This is a genomic window from Georgenia sp. M64 (genome assembly GCF_038049925.1).
GTDB lineage: Bacteria > Actinomycetota > Actinomycetes > Actinomycetales > Actinomycetaceae > Georgenia.
The window spans coordinates 1,884,081-1,910,670 of record NZ_CP145809.1 but is presented as its reverse complement, the minus strand read 5'-3'; the positions used below and the strand labels follow the sequence as shown (position 1 = coordinate 1,910,670).

Annotated in this window: 27 protein-coding genes, 1 pseudogene and 2 riboswitches; of the genes and pseudogenes, 22 read left to right on the top strand and 6 right to left on the bottom strand. The window is 75.3% G+C overall.

All coding sequences use genetic code 11. The annotated features are described in order from the left end of the window. The 4 genes from fmt (at nt 1) to putP (ending at nt 5,114) form a co-directional block, all read left to right on the top strand. A complete protein-coding gene (fmt, locus tag AAEM63_RS08700) occupies nt 1-939 on the top strand; it encodes a methionyl-tRNA formyltransferase (RefSeq protein ID WP_341361142.1) in 939 nt (312 codons plus the stop codon). Continuing rightward, on the top strand, nt 936-2,579 hold the full coding sequence (locus AAEM63_RS08695) for a transcription antitermination factor NusB (RefSeq protein ID WP_341361141.1): 1,644 nt from the start codon (nt 936-938) through the stop codon (nt 2,577-2,579). The genes fmt and AAEM63_RS08695 overlap by 4 nt, the downstream gene beginning before the upstream one ends. An 11-nt stretch (nt 2,580-2,590) precedes the next feature. Continuing rightward, nucleotides 2,591-3,259: a ribulose-phosphate 3-epimerase gene (gene rpe, locus AAEM63_RS08690; RefSeq protein WP_341361140.1), complete on the top strand. Its 669-nt coding sequence runs from the start codon at nt 2,591-2,593 to the stop codon at nt 3,257-3,259. A gap of 307 nt (nt 3,260-3,566) precedes the next feature. Next, nucleotides 3,567-5,114, top strand: coding sequence for a sodium/proline symporter PutP (putP, locus tag AAEM63_RS08685; protein WP_341361139.1), 1,548 nt, complete (start codon nt 3,567-3,569; stop codon nt 5,112-5,114). A 138-nt stretch (nt 5,115-5,252) separates the two neighbouring features. Here the strand turns inward: putP and AAEM63_RS08680 are convergent, their stop codons facing one another. The 4 genes from AAEM63_RS08680 to AAEM63_RS08665 are packed head-to-tail and all read right to left on the bottom strand — an operon-like array spanning nt 5,253 to nt 8,779. After that, the gene (locus AAEM63_RS08680) at nt 5,253-6,074 is read right to left on the bottom strand and encodes an ABC transporter ATP-binding protein (protein WP_341361138.1); all 822 of its coding nucleotides are present in this window, start codon (nt 6,072-6,074) and stop codon (nt 5,253-5,255) included. A gap of 43 nt (nt 6,075-6,117) precedes the next feature. Then, entirely contained in the window at nt 6,118-6,981 is an 864-nt protein-coding gene (locus AAEM63_RS08675) for an ABC transporter permease (protein ID WP_341361137.1), read from the bottom strand. A gap of 23 nt (nt 6,982-7,004) precedes the next feature. Next, on the bottom strand, nt 7,005-7,772 hold the full coding sequence (locus AAEM63_RS08670) for an ABC transporter permease (protein WP_341361136.1): 768 nt from the start codon (nt 7,770-7,772) through the stop codon (nt 7,005-7,007). Between the two features lie 14 nt (nt 7,773-7,786). After that, the gene (locus AAEM63_RS08665; RefSeq protein WP_341361135.1) at nt 7,787-8,779 is read right to left on the bottom strand and encodes an ABC transporter substrate-binding protein; all 993 of its coding nucleotides are present in this window, start codon (nt 8,777-8,779) and stop codon (nt 7,787-7,789) included. A 197-nt stretch (nt 8,780-8,976) separates the two neighbouring features. Beyond that, nucleotides 8,977-9,106, top strand: a riboswitch (FMN riboswitch). A gap of 90 nt (nt 9,107-9,196) precedes the next feature. On the opposite strand from AAEM63_RS08665, the gene AAEM63_RS08660 reads away from it, so the two are divergent. The 5 genes from AAEM63_RS08660 to AAEM63_RS08640 all read left to right on the top strand — a co-directional run bounded on the left by AAEM63_RS08660 (nt 9,197) and on the right by AAEM63_RS08640 (nt 12,952). Beyond that, nucleotides 9,197-10,186, top strand: coding sequence for an ABC transporter permease (locus AAEM63_RS08660; protein WP_341361134.1), 990 nt, complete (start codon nt 9,197-9,199; stop codon nt 10,184-10,186). Between the two features lie 129 nt (nt 10,187-10,315). After that, entirely contained in the window at nt 10,316-11,350 is a 1,035-nt protein-coding gene (locus AAEM63_RS08655) for an ABC transporter substrate-binding protein (RefSeq protein ID WP_341361133.1), read from the top strand. Nucleotides 11,351-11,360: 10 nt separating this feature from the next. Beyond that, nucleotides 11,361-11,624, top strand: coding sequence for a phosphoribosyl-ATP diphosphatase (locus AAEM63_RS08650; protein WP_341361132.1), 264 nt, complete (start codon nt 11,361-11,363; stop codon nt 11,622-11,624). A gap of 33 nt (nt 11,625-11,657) precedes the next feature. Further along, entirely contained in the window at nt 11,658-12,506 is an 849-nt protein-coding gene (hisG, locus tag AAEM63_RS08645; protein ID WP_341361131.1) for an ATP phosphoribosyltransferase, read from the top strand. After that, on the top strand, nt 12,506-12,952 hold the full coding sequence (locus tag AAEM63_RS08640) for a PH domain-containing protein (RefSeq protein WP_341361130.1): 447 nt from the start codon (nt 12,506-12,508) through the stop codon (nt 12,950-12,952). The genes hisG and AAEM63_RS08640 overlap by 1 nt, the downstream gene beginning before the upstream one ends. Nucleotides 12,953-13,230: 278 nt before the next feature. Here the strand turns inward: AAEM63_RS08640 and AAEM63_RS08635 are convergent, their stop codons facing one another. Continuing rightward, entirely contained in the window at nt 13,231-14,484 is a 1,254-nt protein-coding gene (locus AAEM63_RS08635) for a DUF3866 family protein (RefSeq protein ID WP_341361129.1), read from the bottom strand. Nucleotides 14,485-14,537: 53 nt separating this feature from the next. Here AAEM63_RS08635 and ligD point away from each other — a divergent pair, with 53 nt between their 5' ends. The 10 genes and pseudogenes from ligD (at nt 14,538) to ribH (ending at nt 23,296) form a co-directional block, all read left to right on the top strand. Then, nucleotides 14,538-15,581, top strand: a complete 1,044-nt coding sequence (gene ligD / locus AAEM63_RS08630) for a non-homologous end-joining DNA ligase (RefSeq protein WP_341361128.1) — start codon at nt 14,538-14,540, stop codon at nt 15,579-15,581. A gap of 170 nt (nt 15,582-15,751) precedes the next feature. Beyond that, entirely contained in the window at nt 15,752-16,234 is a 483-nt protein-coding gene (locus AAEM63_RS08625; RefSeq protein WP_341361127.1) for a septum formation family protein, read from the top strand. A 347-nt stretch (nt 16,235-16,581) separates the two neighbouring features. Then, nucleotides 16,582-17,655, top strand: a complete 1,074-nt coding sequence (locus tag AAEM63_RS08620) for an ATP-dependent DNA ligase (protein WP_341361126.1) — start codon at nt 16,582-16,584, stop codon at nt 17,653-17,655. A 67-nt stretch (nt 17,656-17,722) separates the two neighbouring features. Then, nucleotides 17,723-18,715, top strand: coding sequence for a WYL domain-containing protein (locus AAEM63_RS08615; RefSeq protein WP_341361125.1), 993 nt, complete (start codon nt 17,723-17,725; stop codon nt 18,713-18,715). Then, nucleotides 18,708-19,676 (top strand): WYL domain-containing protein, encoded by a 969-nt coding sequence (locus AAEM63_RS08610; RefSeq protein WP_341361124.1) that lies wholly within the window; start codon nt 18,708-18,710, stop codon nt 19,674-19,676. Before AAEM63_RS08615 ends, AAEM63_RS08610 begins: the two co-directional genes overlap by 8 nt. Then, nucleotides 19,673-19,990 carry a hypothetical protein gene (locus tag AAEM63_RS08605; RefSeq protein ID WP_341361123.1) on the top strand — a complete coding sequence of 106 codons (318 nt, stop codon included), beginning with the start codon at nt 19,673-19,675 and terminating at the stop codon, nt 19,988-19,990. The genes AAEM63_RS08610 and AAEM63_RS08605 overlap by 4 nt, the downstream gene beginning before the upstream one ends. Nucleotides 19,991-20,121: 131 nt before the next feature. Beyond that, a riboswitch (FMN riboswitch) is annotated at nt 20,122-20,253 on the top strand. Nucleotides 20,254-20,332: 79 nt separating this feature from the next. Beyond that, nucleotides 20,333-21,427, top strand: a complete 1,095-nt coding sequence (ribD, locus tag AAEM63_RS08600; RefSeq protein ID WP_341361122.1) for a bifunctional diaminohydroxyphosphoribosylaminopyrimidine deaminase/5-amino-6-(5-phosphoribosylamino)uracil reductase RibD — start codon at nt 20,333-20,335, stop codon at nt 21,425-21,427. After that, complete coding sequence (locus tag AAEM63_RS08595; RefSeq protein ID WP_341361121.1) at nt 21,427-22,026, top strand: riboflavin synthase; 600 nt, start codon at nt 21,427-21,429, stop codon at nt 22,024-22,026. Before ribD ends, AAEM63_RS08595 begins: the two co-directional genes overlap by 1 nt. 38 nt (nt 22,027-22,064) lie before the next feature. Beyond that, nucleotides 22,065-22,682, top strand: a pseudogene (gene ribB, locus AAEM63_RS08590) (3,4-dihydroxy-2-butanone-4-phosphate synthase); the annotation flags it as partial. A 143-nt stretch (nt 22,683-22,825) separates the two neighbouring features. Further along, nucleotides 22,826-23,296, top strand: coding sequence for a 6,7-dimethyl-8-ribityllumazine synthase (gene ribH / locus AAEM63_RS08585; RefSeq protein WP_341361120.1), 471 nt, complete (start codon nt 22,826-22,828; stop codon nt 23,294-23,296). On the opposite strand, the gene AAEM63_RS08580 is transcribed toward ribH, so the two are convergent. Next, nucleotides 23,293-24,231 carry a glycerophosphodiester phosphodiesterase family protein gene (locus AAEM63_RS08580; protein ID WP_341361119.1) on the bottom strand — a complete coding sequence of 313 codons (939 nt, stop codon included), beginning with the start codon at nt 24,229-24,231 and terminating at the stop codon, nt 23,293-23,295. The two genes, ribH and AAEM63_RS08580, sit on opposite strands and share 4 nt — an antisense overlap. Nucleotides 24,232-24,392: 161 nt before the next feature. Here AAEM63_RS08580 and AAEM63_RS08575 point away from each other — a divergent pair, with 161 nt between their 5' ends. Genes AAEM63_RS08575 through AAEM63_RS08565 form a run of 3 tightly spaced genes read left to right on the top strand, consistent with a single transcriptional unit; the run spans nt 24,393 to nt 26,590 of the window. Then, on the top strand, nt 24,393-24,806 hold the full coding sequence (locus AAEM63_RS08575; protein WP_341361118.1) for a twin-arginine translocase TatA/TatE family subunit: 414 nt from the start codon (nt 24,393-24,395) through the stop codon (nt 24,804-24,806). Nucleotides 24,807-24,809: 3 nt separating this feature from the next. After that, complete coding sequence (tatC, locus tag AAEM63_RS08570; protein ID WP_341361117.1) at nt 24,810-25,619, top strand: twin-arginine translocase subunit TatC; 810 nt, start codon at nt 24,810-24,812, stop codon at nt 25,617-25,619. Continuing rightward, complete coding sequence (locus AAEM63_RS08565) at nt 25,616-26,590, top strand: diacylglycerol kinase family protein (RefSeq protein ID WP_341361116.1); 975 nt, start codon at nt 25,616-25,618, stop codon at nt 26,588-26,590. The genes tatC and AAEM63_RS08565 overlap by 4 nt, the downstream gene beginning before the upstream one ends.

The following is a 26,590-nucleotide window of genomic DNA, read 5'->3' as shown; positions in this document are numbered from 1 at the left end:
ATGCGCCTGCTGTTCGCCGGCACCCCCGAGGTGGCCCTTCCCTCCCTGCGTGCCCTCATCGGCTCGGCCCACGACGTCGTCGCCGTCCTCACCCGTCCCGATGCCCCGCGCGGCCGCGGGCGGGGGATGGCGGCCAGCCCCGTCGCGGCGCTCGCCCGCGAGGAGGGCATCCCGGTGCTCACCCCGCGCACCCTGCGTGAGGACGGGGTCGCCGAGCAGCTGGCGGACCTCGGCGTCGACGCCGCACCGGTGGTCGCCTACGGCAACATCATCCCGGCGCACCTCCTCGACGTCCCGGCCCACGGCTGGGTGAACCTGCACTTCTCCCTGCTGCCCGCCTGGCGCGGTGCCGCGCCCGTGCAGCGAGCCCTCATCGCCGGCGACGAGGTCACCGGCGCGAGCACCTTCCGGATCGAGCAGGGCCTGGACACCGGCCCGGTCTACGGCACGCTCACCGAGGACGTCCGCCCCCGCGACACCGCCGGGGACCTCCTCGCCCGCCTCGCCGTCTCCGGCGCCGGTCTGCTGGTCGCCACCCTCGACGCCATCGCCGACGGCTCCGCCCGGCCCCAGCCGCAGGGCACGGACGGTCTGAGCCACGCCGCCAAGCTCGAGGCGGCCGACGCCCGGGTCCGCTGGGTCGATCCCGCCCTCGCCGTGGACCGTCTCGTGCGCGGGTGCACGCCCGCGCCGGGCGCGTGGACGACTCTCCCGGACGGGTCGCGGCTCAAGCTCGGCCCGGTCCGGCCCCGGCCCGACGTCGACGACCTGCGCCCGGGAGAGATGCGAACGAGCAAGCACGAGGTGCTCGTCGGCACGGGCTCGGTCGCGGTGGCGCTGGGCGACGTCGCCCCCGCGGGCAAGGGCTGGATGGCGGCGGAGGCGTGGGCGCGCGGCGCGCGCCCGGCGCCCGGGACGATCCTCGGGCAGTCCTCGTGAGCCCCGACCGGACGGGGCGCGACGGCGGAGCGGGTCGGTCGGCCGGGGACGCCGGGCGCGGCCGTCCGCCGGGCCGCCAGGCCGGGAGACGCCGTGACGCCCGTGACGGAGCGGCCCGCCGGAGCGACGCGCCGGGTCCACGGCGGCCGGGCAGGCCCGACCCCGCACGGGCGGTGGCGTACGAGGTCCTGCGCGAGGTCCGGGAGTCCGACGCCTACGCGAACCTCGTCCTGCCGGTGCTCCTGCGCGAGCGGGGCCTCACCGGCCGCGACGCCGCCTTCGCCACGGAGCTCGCCTACGGCACCCTGCGGCTGCGCGGCCGCTACGACGCCGTGCTCGAGCACTGCACGAACGGCCGTCCGCTCGCCGCGCTCGACGCCCCTGTCCTCGACCTCCTGCGCCTGGGCGCCCACCAGATCCTCGGCATGCGCGTACCCGTCCACGCCGCCGTCTCCGAGACCGTCACGCTCACCCGCGCGACCGTGGGTCCCGCCCCGGCCGGGCTGGTCAACGCCGTGCTGCGAGCGGTGTCCCGGCGCGGTCTCGAGGAGTGGCTCGGCGTCCTCGCCGCGCCCGTCGGCCAGCCCGACCGCTCCGACCGCGCCGACCGCACGGACGGGGCTGGGGAGCACGGCACCACCGAGCCCGCGCGCCCCGGTGACGACCTCGCCGTCCTGTCGCGCACCGAGTCCCACCCGGAGTGGATCACCCGCGCCCTGCGGCAGGCCCTGGTCGCCCACGGGCGCACCGCGGCCGACCTGCCGGGTCTGCTCGCCGCGGACAACACCGCCCCGCGGGTGGCCCTCGTCGCCCGCCCGGGCCTGGTGACGACCGACGCGCTGGCGGGCGAGGCTGCCCGTGCGGGGGAGTCCGGGGTCCGGCCGGGCCGCTGGTCGCCCGTGGCTCTCGTGCCGGGCGGCGGCGACCCGGCCCTGCTGCCCTCGGTCCGCCGGGCCGCCGCGGGCGTCCAGGACGAGGGCTCCCAGCTCGTCGCCCTGGCGCTGGCCGCGGCCCCGCTGGGTCCGGACCGTGAGGGCGCCGCCCCCGACCGGCGGTGGCTCGACCTGTGCGCCGGGCCCGGCGGCAAGGCGGCTCTCCTCGGTGCCCTGGCCCACCAGCGTGGCGCCCGCCTCCTGGCGAACGAGGTCGCGCCGCACCGCGCCGGCCTGGTGCGCGGGTCGGTCGCGGCGGTCCCGCCCGGCACGGTCGAGGTGCGGGTCGGCGACGGCCGCGAGCTCGGGGAGCTGTCCCCGGCGAGCTACGACCGCGTCATGGTCGACGCCCCCTGCACGGGCCTCGGTGCGCTGCGCCGCCGGCCGGAGTCGCGCTGGCGGCGCACGCCCGGGGACCTCACCGCCCTCTCGCCGCTCCAGCGTGACCTGCTCACGTCGGCGCTCGACTCGGTCCGGCCGGGGGGAGTGGTCGCGTACGTGACGTGCTCGCCCCACCTGGCCGAGACCCGTGCGGTCGTCGAGGACGTCCTGCGCCGCCGCGACGACGTCGAGGTCCTCGACGCCGTCGCCGTCCTCCACGACGTCACCCGGGAGCCGCTGCCGGGCCTGACCGGCCCCTACGCCCAGCTCTGGCCCGACCTGCACGGCACCGACGCGATGTTTCTCGCGCTGCTGCGCCGCCGATAGGCTCGGGCACCGTGAGCATCGTCATCTCGCCCAGCATCCTCAACTCGGACTTCTCCGACCTCCGCGGGGAGCTCGCGAAGATCGCGGGCGCCGACTTCGCCCACGTCGACGTCATGGACAACCACTTCGTGCCCAACCTCAGCCTCGGGCTGCCGGTGGTGGAGAAGATCCTCGAGGTCAGCCCCGTCCCGGTCGACGCGCACCTCATGATCGACGACCCCGACCGGTGGGCCCCCGCCTACGCCGAGGCAGGGTGCGCGTCGGTGACCTTCCACGCGGAGGCCGCGGCGGCGCCCGTCAAGCTCGCCCGGGACCTGCGCGCCCTGGGTGCGCGGGCCGGCCTCGCGCTGCGCCCGGCGACCGCCGTCGAGCCGTACCTGGACCTCCTGCCCGAGTTCGACATGATCCTCGTGATGACCGTCGAGCCGGGCTTCGGCGGGCAGAGCTTCATCGATGCGACGCTGCCGAAGATCGCCCGGACCCGCAGGGCCGTGACCGAGGCCGGTCTCGACGTGTGGGTGCAGGTCGACGGCGGGATCTCCCGTGAGACGATCGAGCGGGCCGCCGACGCCGGAGCGAACGTCTTCGTGGCCGGCAGCGCCGTCTACCGCGCCGAGGACGCGGCCGCCGAGGTCGAGGCCCTGCGCGATCTCGCCGCCGGGGCGCACCACCACCGGTGAGGGACGTCGGGACAGCACGTCGAACCGGCCCGGTGACGGCACGTCGAAGCTGCCCGGTGACGGCACGTCGAAGCTGCCCGGTGACGGCACGTCGAAGCTGCCCGGTGACGCACGTCAACACCCACGGAGAACGTGTCGGACCCACCCTCGACCGGTGCGCCGTGGTCCTCTCCTGACCTGCTGCAACCACCTCCGCGAGCACTGAGAGACCCCTCACAAAGCCCCTCGTAGCAGGGGCAAACCGCTGGATCGCGCCGCTGAGCCGCGGTAACGTCGCCGCGCCCCGAACCCCAACCTAAGGAGCGGCGTGAGCGATCAGGCGTACCAAGCCCTGGCCATGATCATCTACCTGGCAGCGATGTTGTTCATCGGCTGGTGGTCCTTCCGCAAGACCACCGACCTCGGTGACTACATGCTCGCCGGACGAGGTCTCGGCCCCGGCGTGGCCGCTCTGAGCGCCGGAGCGTCGGACATGTCCGGCTGGCTCCTCATGGGTCTGCCCGGCGCCATCTACGCCGCCGGCCTCGTCGAGGCATGGATCGCCGTCGGGCTCACCGTCGGCGCGTGGCTGAACTGGAAGTTCGTCGCGCCCCGGCTGCGGACGTACACGCAGGTCTCGAGCAACTCGATCACGATCCCGAGCTTCCTCGAGAGCCGCCTCAAGGACACGTCCCGCGCCCTGCGCATCGCCTCCGGCGTCATCATCCTGGCGTTCTTCACGTTCTACGTCTCCTCCGGCATGGTCGCGGGCGGGGTGTTCTTCGAGAGCTCGTTCGGCTGGGACTACCGCACCGGCATGCTCCTCGTCGCCGCCGTCACGGTGGCGTACACGCTCTTCGGCGGGTTCCTCGCCGTCAGCTACACCGACTTCGTCCAGGGCGTCATGATGTTCCTCGCCCTGCTCGCGGTGCCGCTCGTCGGCCTGACCGTCGTCGGCGGGCCCACCGGCGCCGCCGCGTCCATCCGCGACGTCGACCCCGGTCTGCTGAGCCTGACCAGCGGCGCCACCGTCCTCGGCGTCGTCTCGGCGCTCGCCTGGGGCCTGGGCTACTTCGGTCAGCCCCACATCATCGTGCGCTTCATGGCGATCCGGAGCTCCGCCGAGGCCAAGGCCGGCCGCCGCATCGGGCTGGGCTGGATGATCCTGTCCGTCCTCGGGGCCCTCGCCACCGCCCTGGTCGGCGTGGCCTACTTCCAGCAGAACCCGGGCGCCGACCTCGGCGACCCCGAGACCGTGTTCATCACCATGGGCCAGGTCCTGTTCCACCCGCTGGTCGCCGGGTTCCTCCTCGCCGCGGTCCTCGCCGCGATCATGAGCACCATCTCCTCGCAGCTGCTCGTCAGCTCCTCCGCGCTGGTCGAGGACCTCTACCGCACCGCGGTGCGCAAGGACGGCTCGGACCGGCAGTTCGTCATCCTGGGTCGCCTCGGCGTCCTGCTGGTCTCGCTCGTGGCCGCGGCCATGGCCTGGACCCAGAACGACACCATCCTCGGCCTGGTGGCCTTCGCGTGGGCCGGCTTCGGCGCCGCGTTCGGCCCGACGATCCTCCTGGCCCTGTACTGGCGCCGGCTCACCGCCTCGGGTGCGCTGGCCGGCATGGTCGTCGGTGCGGTCACCGTTGCGGTGTGGGGCAACCTCGAGGGCGGCATCCTCGACCTCTACGAGATCGTCCCCGGCTTCGTGCTCAACCTCCTCGTCGCCGTGGTGGTGAGCCTGGTCGTGCACCGGCACGACCAGGAGGTCACCGACGAGTTCGACGCTGCCCTGCAGCTGCTCGACGACGACGAGTCGGACGCCGCGGCAGCCCGTTCGGACGCCGCCGACGCCCGCGCCGCGGGGCGTACGACCGCCTGACCGAGCTCAGCACCGAGGGCCGCCGCCGCGAGGCGGCGGCCCTCGTGCGTGGGTGGACCCAGCGCCCTCAGTCGGCAGGGCCACCGTGGTTCACGGACCGCGACCGCCGCCCGGTGACCCGTGCGGAGGCGGACGCGCCTACGGGTCCAGGGGACGCCGGCGGGCCTGCTGGACGAGGTCGTAGACGCGGGCGCGGAGCCGTGCGAACTCCTCCGAGCTGCGGGTGGTGCGCTGGTCGCGCCGGTCCGGCAGGTCGACGGCCACGTCGGCCAGCACGACGGTGGGCCGCCCGGACAGGACGAGCACCCGCTGGCCGAGGTAGACGGCCTCGTCGATGTCGTGGGTGACGAGGACCAGGGTGATGCCGAGACGGTGCCAGAGCTCGCGGACGAGGTCCTCCAGGTCGGCGCGGGTCTGGGCGTCGACGGCGGCGAACGGCTCGTCCATGAGCAGGATGTGGGGCTCGTAGGCCACCGCCCGCGCGATGGCCACCCGCTGCTGCATGCCGCCGCTCAGCTGCCAGGGGTAGGCCGTGGGCACATCGGCGAGACCCACGGCCGCCAGCGACTGGCCGACCAGTCGCCGCCGTTCGGCCCGGCCCACCCCCTTCTCCCGCAGCGGCAGCTCGACGTTGCGCTCGACGGTGAGCCACGGGAACAACGAGCGTGCGTAGTCCTGGAAGACCATGGCCATCCCCGGCGGTGGCCCCTGCACGCGCCGCCCCTCGAGGACCACCTCACCCGACGTCGGCTCGAGCAGGCCCGAGAGGCACCGCAGGAGCGTGGTCTTGCCGGCGCCGGAGGGCCCGACCACACAGACCATCTCGCCGGCACGGACCTCGAAGCTGAGGTCACGGATGGCCTCCACCCCGCCGTCCCCGGTCCCGTAGACCTTGTGCAGGGCCTCGACCCGCAGCATCGGCGCACCGGCGGGGGGCCGGCGGTCGGGCACGGCGGTCATCGGTTCCCTCCTCGCTCAGCGGGCGCCGGCGGCCGCGCGGGCATCAGCGGCTCTCCCGGCCGGTCCGCCGCAGCCCCCGGTGCCAGGCCAGCACACGCCGCTCGACCACCCGCAGCAGCGCGGACAGCACCACGCCGAGCACGCCGAGCACGATGATGCCGGTCCACATCTGGGGGACGGCGAACGAGCGCTGGAACTGCACGACGGCGAACCCCAGGCCGTTGCTGGCGGCGAACATCTCGCTGATGACCATGAGGATGATGGCGAGCGAGAGCCCCTGCCGAGCGCCGATCATGATCTGCGGCGACGCGGCCCGTAGCACGAGGGTGCGCAGCGCCGTGCGCCGACGGAGCCGGTACACCGTGGCGGTGTCGCGGAGGACCTCGTCGACACCGCGCACGCCCTCGACCGTGTTGAGCAGGATCGGCCACAGCGCCCCGGTGGCGATGACGAACACCTTCATGGGGGTGAAGATGCCCAGGAAGAGCATCGCCACGGGGATCATCACCGGCGGGGGGATCGCCCGGAAGAACTCCAGGACCGGCTCGGTCAGGGCCCGGAGCACGGGGGAGGACCCGATCGCAACGCCGCCGGCGATCCCGACGACCAGCGCCGCCGCGTAGCCGACCATGAGCCGGGCGAGGCTCGGGAGGGCATCGGTGACGAGCCTGCCCTCGAACCACGTGGGGGCGAACGCGTCGACGATCACCGCCAGCGGCGGGACGTAGAACGACTCGCTCCCCGCCGAGGCGAACCACCACGCGGTGAGGAGGACGGCGGGCAGGGCGACGGCGGCCCCCACCCGCCGCAGGACGCCGGCAGCGACATGCCGCGCCCGGCCTCTCACCGTGCGGCCGTCCCCGGCCCGGCCACGCAGCGTGCCACCCCCCTCGGTCCGGCCAACCACGGTGCCGGCACCTCGCCCCCCGGTCACGCCGCCACCTCCCGACGGACCGACGGGTGCCACCGCAGGACCTTCCGCTCGAGTGCGCGCACCCCGAGGTTGACCGCCACACCCAGCAGGCCGGTGACGACCACGAGGGCGTACATCGGCGCCACGGCGCCGGACTGCTGGGCGACGGCGAGCAGCCGGCCGAGGCCCGGTGTGCCGACCACCAGCTCCCCGGTGAGGGTGAGGACCAGGGCCACGGAGGCGGCCAGGCGGAACCCGGTGACGACGTACGGCAGGGCGCTCGGCCCCACCACGTGGGTGGCCACCGTGAGCCGCCGGTACCGGTACACGCGGGCCGTCTCGCGCGTGAGGGGGTCGACGTCGGCGACGCCGGCGAGAATCTGCAGCAGCACCGGCCAGAAGGCGGCGTAGACCACGAGGAGCAACGTCGCGGCCACGCCGGTGCCGTGGAGGAGGACGACCAGGGGGATGAGGGCCACCGACGGGATCGGACGCAGGAACTCGATCGTCGACGACGTGGCCGCGCGCACCCACCCGGCCGAGCCGATCACCGCACCGAGCACGACCCCGGCGAGCGTGGCGACCGCCAGGCCCAGCGACCACGTGGTGAGGGTCTGCCCCAGTGCGGTCCAGAACGCCGGCGTCGCCGCCCGGTCCGCGAGCGCGGCGGCGATCTCGGTGGAGGGAGGCAGGAACCGCGGGTCCACCGCGCCGGTCCGGGGGAGGATCTCGAGCAGGGCGACGACGACGAGCACCCCCGTCAGTCCCAGCGCCGTCCGGTGCACGGGCCCGAGTGGCCTCACCGCAGCAGCGCGCTGACGTCGATCTCGTCCTCGACGAGGCCGTAGCGCAGCGCGAGGTCTGCGAGGAGCCGGACCGAGTCCTCGGGGACCTCCCCGGCGTAGCGGGGCACCACCATGCGCGCGACGACGTCGTCGCCGATCTCGGTGTAGGTGCCGAGGATCTCCCGCGCCGCGGCGGGGTCCGCCGCCGCACGGGCGGACGCCTCGGTCATCGCGGCGGTGAACGCCTCGACCGTCCCGGGGTCGGACGCGGCGTACTCCGCGGAGGTGAAGTAGGCGGCGATGAGCATCTCGGGATCGACCGCCGCGAAGGTGTGGCTCACGACCTGCGCGCCCTGGTCCCTGGTGATGGTGAGGAACGGCTCGTTCACCCAGGCGGCGTCGACCTGATCACCGGCGACGGCGGCAGGCATGTCGGGGAAACCCAGCTCGACGAACCGCACGGCCGCCGGGTCGCCGCCGGCGTCCTCGACGACCTTGCGGACCGTGGACTCACCGATGTTGCCCAGGGTGTTCACGGCGACGGTCCGCCCGGCGAGGTCGGCGGGGGAGGTGATGCCGCTTCCCGGCTGGGTCACCACCGCCGCGATGTCGGCGTCCGGGTCGCCCGTGGTGAAGCTGCCGGGCGCGACGAGCCGCAGGGGCAGACCCCGGGACTCGGCGAGCAGGAGGGAGGTGACGTTGGAGAACCCGAACTGGTACTCCCCGGCCACGACCGCCGGCACCACGGCGGCACCGCCCTGCGCGACGGCGAGCTCGACGTCGAGGCCGTGCTCGGCGAAGATCCCCTCCTCGACCCCCAGCCAGATGGGGGCGGTGTCGACGATCGGCAGCACCCCCACGGTGATCGCCGTGAGCTCGGCGGCCGGGTCGCCGTCGGTGGCCGTGGTGGCCGTGGTGGCCGGAGCACCGTCCTGGCCCCCGCCGGCACAGGCCGCGAGCGCCAGCGCGACCGTCGCGGCCGCCGGCGCGAGGGGGAGTGGTCGCATGAGGTGTCCTCCGGTCGGTGCAGGTGCGCAGGAGCCCGCACCGCGCCCAGCATGCCCGACGGCGCGTCCGGGCGGGACCCCGGTCCGCCGCGTCTCAGGTGCGCGGCGTCCCACGTGCGCGGCGTCCCACGTGCGCGGCGTCTCACGGCCCCGGCACCCCGCGACCCGGGCGGAAGGGATACCATCGAGGCGCAAGCTACGTGCTCCGGGGTCGGTGAGAGTCCGAACCGGCGGTGACAGTCCGCGAGCCGTGCACCCTCGGGTGCCCGGTTGACCTGGTGGAACTCCAGGACCGACGGTGAAAGTCCGGATGGGAGGATGCACGCGGCGTGCGCCCTCGGCGCACGCCGAGGGCTGGCGACGGCACACGCCGTCACCCGTCCGGCCCCGGTCCACGTCCAGGACCGGGAGGACTTCGTGAGCACCGACCTCGGCGCACCCGCCGCCGCGACGCCGTCGCAGGACCCGCGGCCGAACCTGCAGGCCGGCGGACCGGCGCACGACCGGTCGCCCGTCGCCGTGCCGTCCGCGCTCTCGCGCCCCCGCGCCACCTCAGCCGGCAGGTCCGGCATGTCCGCCACGGGCGCGGTCACGGTCGCTCCTGCCTCCGCCGGCACCGCACCGGCGAGCCCGGGACCGGCCACCGCCCGCGCCGGCCGGCGGGCCGCCGGAAGCCGCCGGGTCCTGCCGGCGCTCGTCCTCGGCGCGGTGCTCGTCGTCGTGTGGGAGACCGTCGCGCGCACGGGGCTGGTCCCCGCCGTCTTCCTGCCCGCCCCCACGGCCGTCGCCGAGCGCCTGGCGGAGGACCTCACCACCGGCGGGCTGGCGCGGTACGTCCTGCCCACCCTCGTCGAGGCCGTCCTCGGCAGCGCGCTGGGGGCGGCGGTCGCGCTGCCGCTGGGTTACCTCGTCTTCCGCAGCCGGCACGCCTCGGCGGCGCTCGAGCCGTACATCGCCGCCTCCCAGGCGATCCCCGCGGTGGCGCTGGCCCCGCTCCTCGTCCTGTGGCTGGGCTACGGTCTCCTGCCGATCGTCGTGCTGTGCGCGCTGCTGGTGTTCTTCCCGATCCTCCTCGCCACCGTCCTCGGCCTGCGCACCCTCGACCCCGACGTCGTCGCCGCCGCGCGACTGGACGGCGCGGGCTCGTGGTCGCTCCTGCGCCACGTCGAGCTGCCCCTGGCCTGGCCGTCGATCCTCACCGGCGTGCGCAACGGCTTCACCCTGTCGGTGACCGGCGCGGTCGTGGGGGAGTTCGTCATGGGCGGGCACGGCCTGGGGATGCTGCTGTCCGCCCGCGGACTCGCCGCCGACACCACCGGCATCTTCTCCGCCCTCATCGTCCTGTGCGCCCTGGCCATGACCATCTACGGCCTCCTCGGCGCGCTCGAGCGCCGCACGGCCGACTGACCCACCGAACCGCCACCCGCCGGAACCACACACCCCCGGCCACCAGCCCAAGACCCCACGAACCGACACCCACCCGACCAGCACACCGCCCGGCGTCCGCGCACCGGACCGCCGCACCCGAGGAGCCCCATGTCCCGCCGCCCGCTCGCCCTCCTGGCCGCCACCGCCACCGCCCTGACCCTCGCCGCGTGCGCGGCCGAGCCGGACACGGCTCCGGCCGCGACCGACCCCGCCACGACCGCCACCGAGCCCGCCCCCCTGACCCTCGGGCTCACCTACGTCCCCGACATCCAGTTCGCGCCCTTCTACGTCGCGGCCGAGAAGGGGTACTACGAGGAGGCAGGCCTGGACGTCACCCTGCGCCACCACGGCCAGAGCGAGGGCCTGTTCACCGCGATCAGCGGCGGGGAGGAGGACGTCGTCGTCGCCGGCGGGGACGAGATGCTCCAGGCGCGCTCCCAGGGGGTGCCGCTGGTGTCCGTCGCGACCCTGTACCAGCAGTACCCCGTCGCGCTCATCGTCCCGGACGACTCCGACATCCGCTCCGCCGCCGACCTCGCCGGCCGCACCGTCGGCATCCCGGGACCGTTCGGGGAGACCTACTTCGGCCTCGTCGCGCTCCTCCAGGACGCCGGGCTGACCGAGGACGACGTCACGGTCGAGCACATCGGCTTCACCCAGCAGGCCGCCCTGACCGGCGGGCACGTCGACGCCGTCATGGGCTTCGTCAACAACGACGCCGTGCGTTTCGCCGAGGCGGGCACGCCCGTGCGCACCATCGAGATCGCCGAGGGCGAGGTCCCCCTCGTCGGCATCTCGCTGGGCACCCTCGAGGCGACGGCGGATGAACGGGGCGAGGAGGTCGCCGCGTTCGTCGAGGCGAGCCTGCGCGGGGTCGCCGACGTCGCCGCGGACCCCGAGGCCGCCGTGGAGATCTCCGCCGCCCACGTCCCCGACCTCGACCGGGCCGAGCAGCGCCAGGCGGCCCTGGCCACGCTCGAGGCCACCGTCCCGCTCTACGAGGGCGCCGGCGAGCCGGGCGCCCACGAGGCCGGCGTGTGGGAGGAGATGGTCACCCTGCTGACCGACGCGGGCCTGCTCGAGGCCGAGGTCGACCCGGCCCAGGCGTGGACCGACCGGTTCCTGCCCGCCGCGAGCAACTAGGCTGGCGTCCGTGAAGTCGTTCGAGGAGCTCTTCGCCGAGCTCGAGCACAAGGCTGCCACCCGTCCAGAGGGCTCGGGGACCGTGGCCGAGCTCGACGCCGGGATCCACACCATCGGCAAGAAGGTCGTCGAGGAGGCTGCCGAGGTGTGGATGGCCGCCGAGCACGAGGGTGCCGAGGCCGCGGCCGAGGAGATCAGCCAGCTCCTGTACCACCTCCAGGTGATGATGATCGCGCGGGGCCTGACCCTGCAGGACGTCTACCGCCACCTCTGAGCCGGCCGACCACAACCAACCTACGGAGCAACAGTGCTGCGCATCGCCGTGCCCAACAAGGGCTCCCTGTCCGCCCCCGCCGCCGAGATCCTCAGCGAGGCGGGTTACCGCCAGCGCCGCGACTCGCGCGAGCTCGTCCTGGCCGACCCGGGCAACGACGTCGAGTTCTTCTTCCTGCGCCCCCGCGACATCGCCGTGTACGTCGGCTCGGGCACCGTCGACGTCGGGATCACCGGCCGCGACCTCCTGCTCGACTCCGGTGCCGCGGCGATCGAGCACCGTCCCCTCGGCTTCGCCCGGTCCACGTTCCGCTTCGCCGCACCCGCCGGGGAGATCACCTCCCTCGAGCAGGTCGCCGGCAAGCGGGTCGCCACCAGCTACGACGTCCTCGTGGGTGACTACCTCGCCGCCCACGGCGTCGACGCGGAGGTCGTCCACCTCGACGGCGCGGTGGAGTCCTCGGTCCAGCTGGGCATCGCCGACCTCGTCGCGGACGTCGTCGAGACCGGCTCCACCCTGCGTGCGGCGGGGCTGGCCACCTTCGGTGAGCCGATCCTGCGCTCGGAGGCGGTCCTCATCCGTCACGACGGTGGTGCCGAGGAGCCCGCCGGGCTCAGCGTCCTGGACCGCCGGCTCCAGGGCGTGCTCGTCGCCCGCCAGTACGTGCTCATGGACTACGACGTGCGGGTCACCGACGTCGAGGCCGCGGTCGCGATCACCCCGGGTCTGGAGTCCCCGACCGTCTCGCCGCTGCACAACGGCGAGTGGGTGGCGGTGCGGGCGATGGTCCGCCGCGAGGACACCAACAGGGTCATGGACTCCCTCTACGACGTCGGCGCCCGCGCCATCCTCACCACCTCCATCCACGCCTGCCGGATCTGATGGCGGACCGCGCCGAGCTCCACCGGCCGTTCCGGCCCCGGGCCGCGCGGGGCGTCTCGTGGGTGCTGGGCGCCCTGACCGTGCTCGGCGCCCTGGCGGTCATCGTCATGCTGCCGGCGGCGGGCGTCGACTACGGCCCGGCGGACGCCGCCGGGACAGCGGCGCTGGCCGTGCTGATCTGCTGGTTCCTGAGCCGGCAGGGCGGGGTCTCGGCGCGCCCGGACGAGGACGGCCTGCACGTGCGCAACCTCATCCACTCCCGCGACGTGGGGTGGGCGGAGATCGTCTCCCTCGGCTTCGGCGACGGCACCCCGTGGGCCCAGCTCGACCTCACCGACGGCTCGACCCTCGCCGTCATGGCGATCCAGCGGGCCGACGGCGAGCACGGCCACGCCGAGGCCCGGCGCCTCGCCACGCTCATCGCGCTGCACGAGCCACGCGACTGAGCAGGCGGCACGTCCGCCGCCCGCCGGCTCCGCCCGTCGCGCTCGTCGCGCCCTTTGCGGTGAGTCAGGACCTTCGCGGTCAGTCAGGAACTCCCGGGGTGAGCCAGGATCTCCGAACCCGCTGACCCGCACCGGAGGCCGCTGACTCACCGCGCGGGACGCCCAGCCACCCGCCCCGGAGGCCGCTGACTCACCGCACGGGACGCCCAGCCACCCCCACCGGAGGCCGCTGACTCACCGCACGGGACGCCCAGCCACCCCCACCGGAGGCCGCTGACTCACCGCACGGGACGCCCAGCCACCCGCGCCGCGTGGACCCCGGCGACGGCGGCGGCGACGAACGCCGCGGGATCGGCGTCGAGGCCGCGTCCCATCGTCGAGAGCGCCACGGGAGAGCCCGCGAGCGCCTCGAGCAGCCCGTCGGTGGGCACCTCGACGAGCCGGTGGATGCCCACGGGCGCGACGAGACCGGCCACCTGGTCGTCGATGCGTTCGGCCAGCCGGCCGGGCAGCGCGGCGGCCAGGGCGTCGTCGAACCGGGGGACGACGACGTCGGCCGGGGCGAGGGCGACGCGTCCGTACGCGGTCAGCGAGTGGTGGGAGACACCGAGGTGCCGCTCACGCGGGTCGGCGCCCGAGACGCGCAGCGACGCCACCGCCTGCCCCCCGAGGGCGACGACGGCGTTGACGGCGTCGCCGCACACGGTCCCGGAGAACCCCCACCGGGTCCCGGTGCCGAGATTGCCCGGCCCCTGGGCGACGACGACGACGTCGGCCGCCAGCACGAGCCGGGCGGCGAGCAGGCCCGAGTGGAGGCTGACGGCCTCGAGGTCTCCGCCGAACGCCTGCCCGACCGTCACCGAGCCGGCGAGCCAGCCCGCCTCCCGCAGCCCCGCGAGGGCGCGCGAGAACCACGCGGGCAACGCCCCGCCGTCCGTCATGACGTACACGACCCGCGGGGCGGTCGTGCCGCTCCAGGCGGCGCGGACGCCGGCCACCACGGCCGGGAGCGCGGAGTGCAGGTCGGCCACGACGACCGGCAGGCCGGCCAGGTCGTCGGCGTCGCGCAGGACCTCGTGGTGCTCGGACTCCTGCTCGTCGGCGCCGAGGACGAGGGTCTGCAGCGGGGTGTACCGCGCCTTGACGAGGTGACCTGGGCCCGGCGCCGGGTCGGCGGGGAGCCGGTCGGGCAGCGCGACGACCATGGCGTAGCCGCCGGTGCCCAGCCCGCGGGCCAGCGCCGCGGCCGAGAGCAGGACGCGGTCGCCCGGTGCCGGTTCGCCGACGAGCGACGGGTAGGCGAGCGCCCGCACGGTCGTGCCGGCCGGCACCGGCCCTGCCGGCCCGGCGGTGACCGGCACACCGGCGGCCGGCACACCGGTGGCCGGCACACCGGTGGCCGGCACACCGGTGGCCGCGACCGGGTCGCCCGCCGCCGCGGACGCTCCGTCGGTGACCTCCACCTCCAGCTCGGCCGCGCCCGGCCACGCCCTGCCGAGCCGCCGCACCACGCCCTCACGCCAGATCATCACGGCGGCCACGCTACCGGCGGGCCGCCGAGGTGACCGCGCGGTAGCGTGCCGACATGGCAGCCACCCCGGCGATCGAGCTCGACGTCGACGGCCGCGCCGTCCGCGTGACCAACCCCGACCGCGTGTACTTCGCCGGACCGGGCATCACCAAGCTCCAGCTCGTCGAGTACTACCTGAGCGTCGGGGAGGGGATCATGCGGGCCCTCGGCGAGCGGCCCGTCACCCTCGAGCGGTGGCCGCACGGCGTCCGCGACGACGTCAAGATGGCCACGCGCGCGGACCCGCACGGTGACGCCTTCTTCCAGAAGCGGGTCCCCACCAAGGGTGTTCCGGACTGGATCGAGACGGCGACGATCACCTTCCCCAGCGGACGCACGGCCGACGAGCTGTGCCCCACCGAGCTCGCCGCGGTGGCCTGGGCCGTGAACCTGGGCACGATCACCTTCCACCCGTGGCCGGTGCGGCGCTCCGACGTCGACCACCCCGACGAGCTGCGGATCGACCTCGACCCCCAGCCCGGCACCCACTTCTCCGACGCGGTCGCCGTCGCGGGCGTCGCCCGGGAGCTGCTCGAGGAGCTGGGGATCACGGGCTACCCGAAGACCTCCGGCAACCGGGGCGTGCACATCTACGTGCGCATCGCCCCCCGGTGGACCTTCACCGACGTGCGTCACGCGGCCATCGCCCTCGGCCGCGAGCTCGAGCGCCGCATGCCCGGGAAGGTCACCACGAGGTGGTGGAAGGAGGAGCGCGGCGAGACGATCTTCGTCGACTACAACCAGAACGCCCGCGACCGCACGATCGCCAGCGCGTACAGCATCCGGCCGCTCGCGCACGCGCCGGTCTCCGCCCCGGTGACGTGGGACGAGCTGGCCGACGTCGACCCGCGCGACCTCACGGTCCTGAGCATGCCCGCCCGCTTCGCCGAACGGGGCGACCTCCACGCGGGCATCGACGACGTCGCCCACGACCTCACGCCGCTGCTCGAGTGGTACGCCCGGGACGAGGCGGAGCTGGGGGACATGCCCTACCCGCCGGAGTACCCCAAGATGCCGGGGGAGCCCAAGCGGGTCCAGCCCTCGCGCGAGCGCCACTGAGGCGACTCGCGCGCCGCGTGGCGTCCGCGGCCGTGATGTGACGGACCTCACACGCAAGGTGCGCGCGTGATCCGGCGTTGCCGTCGTCGCGCTGCCCCTAGGCTCGGCCACGCCGGAACGAGGGGGACGACCGTCCCTGCTGCCGTGTATCCCAGAGAGCCCCGACCGTGATGAAGCGTCCTGCGTCGATCGTCCTTCCCCTCCTGCTCCTCACCCTCACCGGCTGTGGCCCGACCGCGGTGCGTGACGACACCGGCGCCGTCGCCACCGCGGGCACGGTGGACGCGTTCTCCGTGGCGCTCGGCGACTGCGTGAGCGAGGGCGGCGCCGAGGCCTCCGAGGAGGTCGTCGAGGTCTCGCAGGTCGAGGTGGTGCCCTGCGCCGAGTCCCACGACTCCGAGGTGTACGCGGTGTTCGACCTCGCCGACGGCGAGTTCCCGGGCGACGAGGCGGTGATGGGCTCGGCGGACGAGGGCTGCTACGGCGCCTTCGCGGAGTTCGTCGGCGCGGCCTACGAGGACTCCACCCTCGACTTCGGAACGTACTTCCCGACCGAGGAGTCGTGGAACGGGTTCGACGACCGCGAGGTCGTCTGCCTCCTGGTCGACCCCGCAGGACCGGTCACCGGCACCTTGAAGGGCGCCGCGCGCTGACCCGGCCGGTGCACGCGGACCACCGCCACGGGAACTCGACCGGCGCCCCGACGGGGCTCGCCGACGGCGCCCCGACGGCGCCGGGAGCCCGCCTGGGCGCCGGCCCGGCGGCGCGCGGTAGGCTGGTGCGCAACGCGATCCTCTTCCACAGGTGAGCGCCAGGCCCCGCCCGGTTTCGCCACCGGCGCGGGGCCGACCTGTTCCTGCCACCGGGCGGCGCCGCGCCGCCGAGATCGCCGGAGTCCGCGGCGCTTGGGGCCGGAGTCCGCGGCGCTCGAGATCGCCGGAGTCCGCGGCGCGAGGTGGTGCCGGGGGCGCATCACGCCCCGAGCGGGCAGGATCACACCATGGACCTGCCTGTCATGCCGCCCGTCGCCCCGATGCTGGCCAAGTCCGTGCCGGAGATCCCCGACCTCGGCCACGCCGAGCCCAAGTGGGACGGCTTCCGCACGATCGTCTTCCGCGACGGCGACGAGGTCGTGCTCGGCAGCCGGAACGAGAAGCCGATGACCCGGTACTTCCCCGAGCTGGTCGAGGCCATCCGGGCGAACACGCCCGAGCGGTGCGTCATCGACGGCGAGATCGTCGTCGTGGCGGACGACCGGCTCGACTTCGACGCGCTCCAGCAGCGCATCCACCCGGCGGACAGCCGGGTGCGCCTGCTGGCCGAGCAGACCCCAGCGTCCTTCGTCGCGTTCGACCTCCTCGCCGTGGACGACGAGGACCTCATGCGCCGGCCCTTCCGGGAGCGCCGCGAGCGTCTCGTCGGCGCCCTCGCCCACGCCGCGGCGCCGGTGTTCGTCACCCCGGCGACGGCGGACCTCACCCAGGCCCAGGAGTGGTTCACCCGGTTCGAGGGTGCCGGGCTCGACGGCGTCGTCGTCAAGCCGCCCGAGCGGCCGTACGAGCCCAACAAGCGGACGATGTTCAAGATCAAGCACCTGCGCACGGCCGACTGCGTCGTCGCCGGGTTCCGGTGGCACAAGAGCGGCGACGTCGTCGGCTCGTTGCTCCTGGGGCTGTACACCGACGACGGGCGGCTCCAGCACGTCGGTGTGGCGGCGTCCTTCCCCATGGCCCGGCGCAAGAGCCTGCTCGACGAGCTCGCGCCCTACCGCGAGGTCGACCTCGCCGAGCACCCGTGGGGCTCCTGGGCGGACCAGTCCGCGCACACGGACCGGCGCATGCCCGGCGCCGTCAGCCGGTGGAACGCCACCAAGGACCTGTCGTTCGTGCCGCTGCGGCCCGAGCTCGTCGTCGAGGTGGCCTACGACCACATGGAGGGCGACCGGTTCCGCCACACCGCCCAGTTCCGCCGCTGGCGGCCCGACCGGGACCCGGCCTCGTGCACCTACGACCAGCTCGAGGAGCCGGCCGGCTACCGGCTCGCGGACATCCTCGGCGGCCCGACGCCCGCCTGACCCGCCACGCGGCGCGCGGGCGCCCACCGGTGCGGGCCACCGGCCGCCGGGCCGGTAGCGTGCAGGGGTGGCCCAGCGTGTGGAGGCGGCCGAGCGCCTGCTCGACCTCGTCATCGCGCTCTCGCACACCCAGCGGTGGATGACCAAGCGGCAGATCCGTACCCAGGTGCACGGCTACGCCGACGCCGCCTCCGCGGAGGCCTTCGAGCGGATGTTCGAGCGCGACAAGGACCTGCTGCGGGAGATGGGCGTCCCGCTCGTCGTCGCGCACGACCCTCTCCACGAGGACGACATCGGCTACCGCATCGACGCCGCGGGCTACACCCTCCCGCCGGTGTCCTTCACGGCCGCGGAGATCGGGGTGCTCTCCCTCGCGGCCGAGCTGTGGCAGGACGCCTCGCTGCGGTCCCCGGCCCACCGCGGCATGACCAAGCTGCGCGCCGTCGCCCCGGCCGCGGACCCGGTCGCCCACGCCGGCCTGGCGCTGCGGGTCCGGGGGCCCGAGGAGGCCTTCGCGCCCCTCCTCGCCGCGATCGACGCCCGTCAGCCGGTCACGTTCACCTACCGCGCGGCGAGCACCGGCGCCGTCGCGCGCCGCACCGTCGAGCCCTGGCGGATCCTCAGCCGCAACCGGGGCTGGTACCTCGTCGGCCGGGACGTCGACCGCGCCGCGCCACGCGCGTTCCGCCTCTCGCGCATCCAGGGCCGGGTCCGGTCCACGGGTGCGCCCGGCTCCTTCGCGGTCCCCGCCGACGTCGACGTCGCCGCCCTCCTCGAGCGCAGCACCCCGCGCGCCGGCACCGCCCGCCTGGCCGTGCTCCCCGAGCGCGGGGCCGCGCTGCGCGCCCGCGGCCGGTCCGGGCCGCCGCCCTCGCCCACCGGCCCGCTCACCGACCGGGACGTCGTCGTCGTGCCCTTCGCCGACCTCGAGGACCTCGCCGAGGAGCTCGCCACGTACGCCGAGGCGGTGCTCGTCCTCGACCCGCCGGAGCTGCGCGAGGCTGTCCTGCGCCGTCTGCGCGCGGTCGCACGCCTCGACCAGGAGGCACCTCGTGGCTGAACCCACCGCCGAGCGGCTCACCCGCCTGCTCTCCCTCATGACGTACCTGCGCGACAACCCCGGCGCCCCCGTGCCGTCCGTCGCCGCCCACTTCGGCACCACCGAGGCCCAGGTCCTCGCCGACGTCAACCTCCTGTGGGTCACCGGCACCCCCGGCTACCTCCCGGACGACCTCATCGACTTCTCGGCCGACGCCCTCGACCACGGCGAGATCGTCCTCACCCAGGCGCGCGGGATGGACCGCCCGCTGCGGCTGAGCACCTCCGAGGCCATGTCCCTCCTGGTCGGCCTGCGGGCGCTGGCCGAGCTGGTGCCGGACGGGCTCGGCGCGGCGCAGACCGCGCTCGCCTCCGCCACGGAGAAGCTCCTCGCCGCAGCCGGCCGCGTCGCGGACGCCCCGGTCGAGGTCACCGGCGGGGCGCGGGCGCCGGCCGGGACGGCCGAGACCCTGCGCGACGCGCTGGCGCGGGGCCGGCGGGTGCGCCTGCGGTACGTCTCGGCCGCCGACGTCGTCACCGAGCGCGACGTCGACCCCGTGGAGCTGCGCACCGACGGGGCGTCGTGGTCGCTGCGCGCCTGGTGCCACCGCGCCGGGGCCTCCCGCACCTTCCGCCTCGACCGGATCCTCGACGCCCGGATCCTCGACGACGCCGCCGCCCCGCACCCGGAGATGACGGCCGAGGTGCCCGCCTGGGACGTCGGCGGGCGCGAGGTGGTCCTGCACCTGCCCTCCCAGGCGCGGTGGGTGGCCGAGCACACCCCGGTCGAGGAGGTCACCGACCTCGACGACGGCACCTTGCGCGTGCGGCTGCGGGCGGTGGACCCGGCCTGGACGGCGAACCTCCTGCTCTCGCTCGGCGAGTCCGTCCTGGCCGTCGAGCCGGCCGACGTCGCCGGCGAGGTGGCGGGGCGGGCCCGCGCCGCGCTGGACGCGTACGAGCGCCTATCCTCGGCACCATGATCTGGTGGCTCGTGTGGGCGCTGCTCGTCCTCGGCGCCCTCGCCGCGCTGGCACTGACAGGACTGTGGCTGTGGCGCCGGGTCAAGGCGCTGGGGGCCGAGGTCTCTGCGGCCGGCCAGCTCGGCGCCCGGCTCGCGGACGCCGGTGAACCGCCGGCAACTGCCCCGCACGTCCCGGGGGTGACGGGGGACCCGGCTGCCCTGGACCGCGCCCGCGCCACCCACCGGCGTGTCAGGGCGGCCCGCGCCGCCCGCCGCCGTGCCCGGCTGGAGCGGGCCACCGCCCGCTGGCGGGGCCTGGGCCTCGTCGGCTGAGCCTGCACCCCACCGGCTGAGCCTGCACCCCACCGGCTCGGCCTGTAGGGAACAGGCCGAGGCCGCAGCCGCCATCTCCCACCTGCCGTTTTGGCCGGGCCACTCGTCCGTGCAAGGATCCTCCGCGAGCAGCACGTGCTCCGGGGTCGGTGAAATTCCGAGCCGGCGGTGACAGTCCGCGACCCGACCACCTCCTGGTGGGCGGTTGACCTGGTGGAACTCCGGGACCGACGGTGAAAGTCCGGATGGGAGGCAGCACGTGACGTCGCCGTGCGCGCCCCGCGCCCGGCGGCGTTGCGTTCGCGTCCGCACATCTCCGGTCCACGTCGTGGAAGGAGACCGGTGCAGGACCTCACCGCCGACGCCGTCGACCGCGCCATCGACCGGGCGCCCGACCGCCGCGCCGTCGACCGGGCGCTGGAGCGCGCCCTCGTCCTGGCCGCCCGCGGCCCCGCGCACGGACCCAACCCCCAGGTCGGGTGCGTGCTGATCGACACCACGGGCACCGTCGTGGGCGAGGGGTGGCACCGCGGCGCGGGCACCCGGCACGCCGAGGCAGCAGCCCTGGCCTCGGCCGACCCGGTCCGGCTGAGGGGCGCGACGGCGGTCGTCACCCTCGAGCCGTGCCACCACAGCGGGCGCACGCCGCCCTGCTCGGTGGCCCTGCGCGACGCGGGGGTCGCCCGGGTCGTGTACGCGTGCGCGGACCCCAACCCCGTCGCGGCCGGCGGTGCCACCTGGTTGGCCCGCCACGGCGTCGAGGTGCGCACCGGCGCCGGTGCCGGCGCCGCGCCGCACCTCCGCGACCGGGCCGACCGTCTCCTCGAGCCGTGGGCGGCGCCGTGGACCCTCGGTCGGTCGTGGGTCACGGGCAAGATCGCCACGACCCTCGACGGACGTGTGGCCGCCGCCGACGGCACCTCCCAGTGGATCACGGGCGCCGCCGCCCGGGCCCACGCCCACACGGTCCGCTCCGCGGTCGACGCGATCGTCGCCGGCACCGGGACGGTGCTGTCGGACGACCCCGCCCTCACCGCCCGCCGCGCGGACGGCTCGCACCACGAGCGCCAACCGGTGCGCGTGGTCGTCGGCCGGCGCGCCGTCCCCCCGGACGCCGCGGTGCGCCGGGGACCCGGCGCATGGCGCCACGCCGCCACCCACGACCTCGCCGCCGTCCTCGACGAGCTCGGGAGCGAGGGGGCCCGACGGGTCCTCCTCGAGGGCGGCCCGACCCTCCTCGGCGCCGCCCTGCGGGCGGGGCTGGTGGACGAGCTGCACGCCTACCTCGCGCCCGTGCTGCTCGGCGCCGGCACGCCCGCGGTGCCCGACCTCGACATCGCCACGCTGGCGCAGGCGCAGCGCTGGCACACCCATGAGACCCACCGCCTGGGCGAGGACGTCCTCGTCGTCGCCCGCCGACCGGAGAGGAAGTGCTGATGTTCACCGGACTCATCGACGAGGTCGGGACCGTGCGCGGGCGCTCCGACGCAGACGGCGCGGCCGTGCTGTCGCTCACCGCCGCGACCGTCCTGGACGGGCTGCGTGAGGGTGACTCCGTCGCCGTCGCGGGGGTGTGCCTGACGGTCACGGCCCTGGACGCGGACGGCTTCACCGCCGACGTCATGCCGGAGACCCTGCGGCGCACCACCCTCGGGTCGCTCACGCCCGGCCGCGGCGTGAACCTCGAGCGGGCGCTCGCCGCGGACGGCCGTCTCGGCGGGCACCTCGTGCAGGGCCACGTGGACGGCGTGGGGACGGTCCTCGCCCGCCGTCCCGGCCCGCGGTGGGACGAGGTCGACGTCTCGGTCCCCGCGGCGCTGGCGCGCTACGTCGCCGAGAAGGGGTCGATCACCGTCGAGGGGGTCTCGCTCACGGTCACGGCTGCCCGGGAGGACTCCTTCGGTGTCGCCCTCATCCCCACCACCCTCGGTGCGACCACGCTCGGCACCCTGGCCGTGGGGGACCCGGTCAACCTCGAGGTCGACGTGCTGGCCAAGTACGTCGAGCGGCTGCTCGCCGTCGGGGGTGGCTCGTGACCGCCCCGGCGGCCGCCGGGAGCACGGCCACGCACCCCGTGGCCTCCGGCCTCCCCGCCGAGCACCACACCGACGACCTCGTCACCCGGGCCCTGGCCGCGCTCCGCGCCGGCCGGCCCGTCCTCGTGGCGGACGGGGAGGACCGCGAGGACGAGGTCGACGTCGTCCTGGCCGCCGCCCACGCGACCGAGCACTGGGTGGGCCGGACGGTGCGGCACACCTCCGGCTACCTCTGCGCCCCGCTGCCGGCCGAGCGGGCGGACGACCTCGACCTGCCGCTCATGGTCGCCCGGTCCCAGGACCCGCGCGGCACGGCCTACACGGTGAGCGTCGACGCCGCGCGCGGCGTGGGCACCGGCATCTCCGCCGCCGACCGCGCGACGACCCTGCGCACCCTCGCCGACGCCGGCGCCGGGCCCGGGGACCTCATCCGCCCCGGCCACGTGCTCCCGCTGCGGGCCGTCCCCGGCGGCGTCCTGGCCCGCCCCGGGCACACCGAGGCGGCCGTCGACCTGTGCCGGCTCGCGGGCGTCGCACCGGTGGGGGCGATCGCCGAGCTCGTCGAGGACGACGGCACCATGACGCGGCGGCGCCAGGCCGCCGTCCTGGCCGAACGGGACGACCTGGTCCTGCTGACGATCGCCGACGTCGTCGCCCACGTGTCCGGGTCGTGCGCCGCAGCGACCTCCCGCGCCCGCCACGTGCCCGGGCGCGACCACCCGGACGACCACCACACCCATGCCCGCAGGACCGGCACCCGCCACACCGACGACCGCGACACCGACGAGGAGACCCACGCATGAGCGGAGCAGGAGCACCGATGATCACCGCCGACGGCCGGGGGCTACGGGTCACCGTGGTGGCCGCCAGCTGGCACACGGCCGTCATGGACGGCCTCGTCGCCGGTGCGCTGCGGGCGCTGGGGGAGGCGGGGGCCACGACGACGCTCGTGCGGGTGCCCGGCTCCTTCGAGCTGCCGGTCGCGGCGTCACGGGCCGCCGCCGCCGGCGCGGACGCCGTCGTGGCCCTCGGCGTCGTGATCCGCGGCGAGACGCCCCACTTCGACTACGTCTGCCAGGGCGCCACCGTCGGCCTGACGGAGGTCTCGGTGCGCACCGGGGTGCCGGTCGGTTTCGGCGTGCTCACCACCGACGACGAGGCTCAGGCCCTCGCGCGAGCCGGTCTGCCCGGCTCACGCGAGGACAAGGGCGCGGAGGCGGCGCAGGCGGCCCTCGCGACCGTCCGCGCCTGCGCGGACCTCGACGTCTAGCCGGAAGCCACGAGCGCGGCGGCCCGGTCCGGGCGGTCGGAGATGACCCCGTCGGCGCCGGCGGCCAGGACCTGCCTGAGGTCGTCCTCGCCGTTGACGGTCCAGGGCAGGACGGCGAGGCCGAGGTCGTGGGCGTGGTCGACGAACGCCCGGTCGGCGACGATCCGGAAGCCGTCGTCGCCCGCGTGGGCCCGCGACGCATAGGCGGGCGCGACCGCCTGGACTCCCAGGGCGGACGCGGCGGCGGCGAGGTCACCGCCGTGGTCCTCGTACCGCACCGGACCGAGCCAGGCGCTGCCTCGGGCGAAGGTCAGGCCGGGCACGGCGAGCGCGGCGCGCGGCAGGTCTGGCGCCGTCCGACCCGCGAGGTCGACGGCGTGCCAGTCGAAGGACTGCAGGACCACCCGGGCCCCGGCCCCGCACGCCCGGACCACCTCGACGACGGCGCGCACGAGCGCGTCGGGGTCGGCGCCGGGGTCGGTGGGGTCGGTCTTCATCTCGACCAGGGTCCACACCTGGGGGTCCACCTCGGCCAGAGCCTGGAGGACCTCGCCGAGGAGGGGGACGCGCGCCCCCGGCCGGGGCCGTTGCTCGGGGAACGCCGCGAGCGTGCGCCGGCCGACGTCCACCGACGCGAGCTGGCCGTAGGTGAGCTCGCGCAGGCGGGAGCCGACGTAGGGGAACAACGGGTCCTCGCGGGTCGCCGGCGCGGTGTCGACCGCCTTGTCGGCGGTCAGCACCGGGTCGTGCCACACGACGACCTCGCCGTCGGCGCTCAGCTGGACGTCGAGCTCCATCGCGGTGGCCCCCACCCGGTGGGCGTGGAGGAACCCCACGAGCGTGTTCTCGGGGGTCAGGCCGCGGGCCCCGCGGTGCCCCAGGACCTGCGTGGTCCCCGGCCGCCACGGCAGGGCGGGGGTCTCCTGGGTGCTCATCGCTCCTCCTGGCTGTCTCCGCCGGGCATCCTACGTGCGCCCCGACGGCGGGGGCGGGCGGCGAGGCCCTGCCCCGGGGGGGAATGGGCGAGAGGTCCGGCTCGGCGCCGACGCGCCGTGAGTATCCTGGGAGCAACCCGACGACGACCGAAGGTGCCCAGATGCTCCGCAACGGCCTCCAGCCCTCGCACATCATCATCCTGCTCCTGGTGATCCTCCTCATCTTCGGCGCCTCGAAGCTGCCGGAGATCGCGGGGAGCATCGGCAAGTCGCTCAAGGTGTTCAAGAAGGAGGTCAAGGAGCTGCGCGACGACGACGACTCCTCGGCCGCGCCGTCCTCCTACACCGCCACGGGCGGCCAGCCGCCCCAGACCACCTACCCGACCTACCCGCAGAGCGCCCCGCCGGCGGGTGCGCCCTACCCGCCGCCCGGCGCCACCGCGCCCTACCCGCCGGTCCAGGACCCCCAGCAGGCGGCGCAGGAGCCCTACCCGCCCCAGCAGGTGCCCTACCCGCCGCAGCAGGCCCCTCAGCAGCCCTACCCGCCGCAGGGCCAGAGCCCGCAGCAGCCCTGACGGGTGGGCGCGGAGACCACCGCGCGCCCGCGCAAGAAGGACCCCGAAGGGCGGATGCCCCTGGGTGACCACCTGCGCGAGCTGCGCAGACGCATCCTCTGGGCGGGCCTGGGCGTCGTCGTCGGCGCCGTCGTCGGCTGGATCCTGTACGAGCCCATCGTGGCGATGATGGTCTCCCCGCTGGAGGTCATCAACGACCGCGGGCAGCAGGCGGACCTCAACTTCGGCACGGTCGGCTCCGCGTTCGACCTGAAGATCCAGGTCTCGCTGTTCCTCGGGCTGTTCATCGCCAGCCCGTGGTGGATCGGGCAGATGTGGATGTTCATCACCCCGGGCCTGACCCGCAAGGAGCGGCTCTACTCCATCTCCTTCGTCACCGCCGGCGCCCTGCTGTTCGTCTCGGGCGGCTGGCTGGCGTGGTACATCCTCCCGCACGCGGTGGAGATGCTCACCTCGTTCACCCCCGACCTCGCGGTGAACATCCTCGACGCGCGCACCTACTTCACGTTCTTCATGCGGGTGATCCTCGCCTTCGGCGTCGCGTTCCTCCTGCCGCTGGTCATGGTCGGCCTGAACTTCCTCGGCGTGGTCTCCGGCGCCGCCTACCTCAAGGCGTGGCGCTGGGCGGTCCTCGGCTCCTTCGTCTTCACCGCCTTCGCCAACCCCCTGCCCGACGCGTGGTCGATGATCGCGATGGCGCTACCCCTGTGCGGGCTGTACTTCGCCGCCGTCGGGATCTCGTTCCTGCGGGACCGCCGGGTCGCCCGCCGCCGGGCCGCCCAGGACGCGGCCGACGCCGCGGCGGGGCTGTGACACCGCCACCGCCCACCGGGCGGGTCGGCCTCGTCGTCAACCCCACGGCCGGCAAGGGCCGCGGCACGCGTGTCCACAGCCGGGTCGCCGGGGCGCTGGCCGCCGCCGGCCTGGAGCCGGTCGACCTCTCCGGGGCCGACGTCGAGCGTGCCGTGGCGAACTCGCGCGCGGGGCTCTCCCGGGGCCTGGACGCCCTCGTCGTCGTCGGCGGGGACGGCATGGTCCACCTGGGCGTGGGCGCCCTGGCCGGCACCGCGGTCCCGCTGGGCGTCGTGGCGGTCGGCTCGGGCAACGACGTCGCCCGGGACCTGGGCCTGCCCGTCGGCGACGTCGACGCCTCCGTGGCGGTGGTGCGTGACGCGCTGGCCGGGACCGCCGGCGCCGGCGTGCGCCGCCTGGACGCCGTCGCCGTCTCCCGCCCCGGGGGCCCCACGGCGCACTGGTACATGGCGTCGCTGTCGTGCGGGCTCGACGCCGCCGTCAACGAGCGCGCGAACGCGATGTCCTGGCCCGCGGGGGGCGGCCGCTACGTGCGGGCCCTCCTGGCCGAGCTCGGCTCGTTCCGGCCCTTCGGCTACAAGGTCACCCTCGACGGGGAGGTGTGGCAGGGCGAGGGCACCCTCGTGGTCGTGGCCAACACGCCGTCCTTCGGCGGGGGGATGCGCATCGCCCCGTCGGCCGAGCCCGACGACGGGCTGCTCGAGGTGGTCCTCGCTCGGGGCCTGAGCCGCGCGGGCCTGCTGCGGCTGTTCCCCCGCATCTACCCGGGGACGCACGTGCGCCACCCCGCCGTCGAGGTGCGCCGCGCCCGGTCGGTGGTCATCGAGCCGCTCGAGGGCGCCGGCGCCACCCCGCCGGTGGCCTTCGCCGACGGCGAGCGGCTCGAGGCGCTCCCGCTGCAGTGCGACGTGCACCCCGGCGCCATCGGCGTGCTCGTGCGCCGGGAAGCCGGCGGCACCGACCGGACGTAG